Below are 2,224 nucleotides of genomic sequence, written 5' to 3'. Positions count from 1 at the left end.
CGTCGCGGCCTGCGCGGCCGCGTCACCCGCGGCCACGAGGTCGCCGGCGGCCTCCCACGCCGCGGCGGCGGCGAGCAGGCCGTCCGCGTCCTCGTCCGCCGCCGCCCGCGCGTGGTCGCGCGCCAGCCCGGCGCGCACGCCGCCCACCTCGCCGGTCAGCACCCCGAGCCGCGGGAGCGCCGCGGCGGCCCCGCCGAGCTGGACGGCGGTCTGCCGGGCGAGGACCTCGAAGGCGGGCGAGCGCTGCCGCCGGGCGAGGTCGGCGGCGTCCTCGGCGAGCCGCACGGCCTGCGTCGACGAGCCCTCGGCGGCGGCGACCCACGCGAGCGCCAGCGCGTCGTCGGGCGCGTCGAGGACGTAGGCCGGGTGCCGGTCCTCGTCGGCCCCGACGAGCAGGGCCCGCGCGATCCCGGCCTCCCCGGCCAGCGCGTGGGCCGTCGCCAGCAGGGGCCGGCAGCGGAAGCGGAACTCGTGCCGCGAGGGGCCGAGCAGCGCCCACCCCTCCCGCAGCGGGACGAGGGCCTCGCGCACACGGCCGGCGGCGAGCGCGGCGTGGCCGTCGAGCACGAGCCCCATCGCGCGCGCCGGGCCGGGCAGGTCGGCGGACGACCGGCGCAGCCGCCGCGTCGCCGCGTCGCCGGCGGCGGGGTCGCCGGCCAGGCGGTAGCCGAGCAGCACCCAGTCGGCGAGCCCGAACACGGGGACGGCGTCCGGCGAGCGGGGGGCGTGCCGGCCGCGGGCGACCTCGTCGAGCAGGTCCGTGCGGCCGGTGACGGCGGCGCCGGCGGCCACGGCGGCCAGGACCAGCACGAGCGCCAGGTCGTCGTCGGCGAGGTCGCGCGTGAGCAGCGCCCGACCCCGGGCGAGGGCCCCCGGCGCGTCCCCGAGCGCGGCGGCGACGGCGGCCCCCAGGGCCTCGAGGAGCACGCGGCCGGTCCCGGGGGGCTGCTGGTGCAGCGCCTCCGCCAGCACCGCCTGCGCCGCGTCCGCGCGCCGCAACGTCCACAGGAGGTTGCCGGCACGGTGACCGCGCACCAGGGCGCGCGGACGGCCCTCGGGGACGACGGGCTCGAGGTCGCGCAGCACCGCCTCCGCCTCCTCGCCGCGGGTCAGCCACGACAGCGTCCCGGCGTGCAGCAGGCGCGCGTCCCACCGGCCCGACCGCGCCGCGGCACGGGCCAGCCGCTCGGCCGTCGGCAGGTCGTGCAGGTCCAGGGCCTCCCGCGCACCCGCCAGCAGGAGGTCGGGTCCCGGGTCGCGGTCCGAGCCGAGCGCGAGGACGGCCCGCCGCAGGGCGTCCGGCGCCGCCCCCGGCGCGTCGACGAGCAGGCCGCGCAGGCGCCGCGCCCGCACCTCTCCCATCGCCGCACGCCGGACCTCGCCGTACAGGGGGTGGCCGAGGCGGACCCGGGCGCCGTCGCCGTCCTCCGCCGCCACGACGAGCCCGCGCCGCTCGGCCTCCTCCGCCGCCGCGGGCGTGGCGAGGTGCAGCAGCGCGTCGAGGGCGAGCGGCTCGGCGAGGGTCACCAGGTCGAGCACGTCCCGCACGGGCTCCTCGAGGGCCCCCACCTCCCGCTCGAGGAGCGCGACGAGCCCCGGGGTGAGGTGCGGGTCGCCGGCCCAGGACCAGAGGCCGCCGGCCGGGCCGAGGCGCCCGGCCGCCACCTCACCGGCGAGGAGGTGGCGCAGGTAGAGCGGGACGCCCTCGGTGAGGGCCCACAGCCGCTGCCCCGTCCGCGACTCCACGGGGCCGCCGAGCACCTCGGTGACCAGACGCACGGTCGCCGCGCGGTCCAGCGGCGCCAGGTCCCACCGCGGCAGGAGGTCGTCCTTCCACAGGGCGGTCACCGCGTCGGGGGCGGGCTCGTCGCTGCGCAGCGTCACGACGACCGGCAGCGCCCCGCGGACGACGGCACGGTGCACCACCAGTGCCGAGAGCTCGTCGAGCAGGTGCGCGTCGTCCACGACGAGCAGGCCCGCACCGCGCGCGACGACGTCGCCCAGGACCCGGTCCACGGCGGAGGGCGCGTCCGACGGCTCCCCGGGGGCGTCCGACGGCTCCGCGGGCGTCGGCCCGAGGGCGGTGGCGGCGGGACCCGCACGGGGGCCGGCCCGCAGCCCGGCGAAGGCGCCGAGCGGGAACGGGCGGGCTGCCCGGCCGGCGAGGGCCCAGACGACCGGCCCGCGACGCCGCCCCGGTCCGGCGGCGAGCGCCGCGGCCGCC

General features: G+C 81.7%; 1 protein-coding gene. It reads right to left on the bottom strand.

Annotated elements, in window-relative coordinates; all coding sequences use genetic code 11:
- Positions 1-2,224: helix-turn-helix transcriptional regulator (locus EJA20_RS18925; protein ID WP_164984075.1), on the bottom strand; the 2,224-nt coding region annotated here is incomplete at both ends.

The organism is Cellulomonas endophytica (genome assembly GCF_004123805.1).
In the GTDB taxonomy this organism is placed as follows: Bacteria; Actinomycetota; Actinomycetes; order Actinomycetales; family Cellulomonadaceae; genus Cellulomonas; species Cellulomonas endophytica.
Note: the sequence above shows the minus strand (reverse complement) of the source record. Positions and strands in the feature narration are given on the sequence as shown.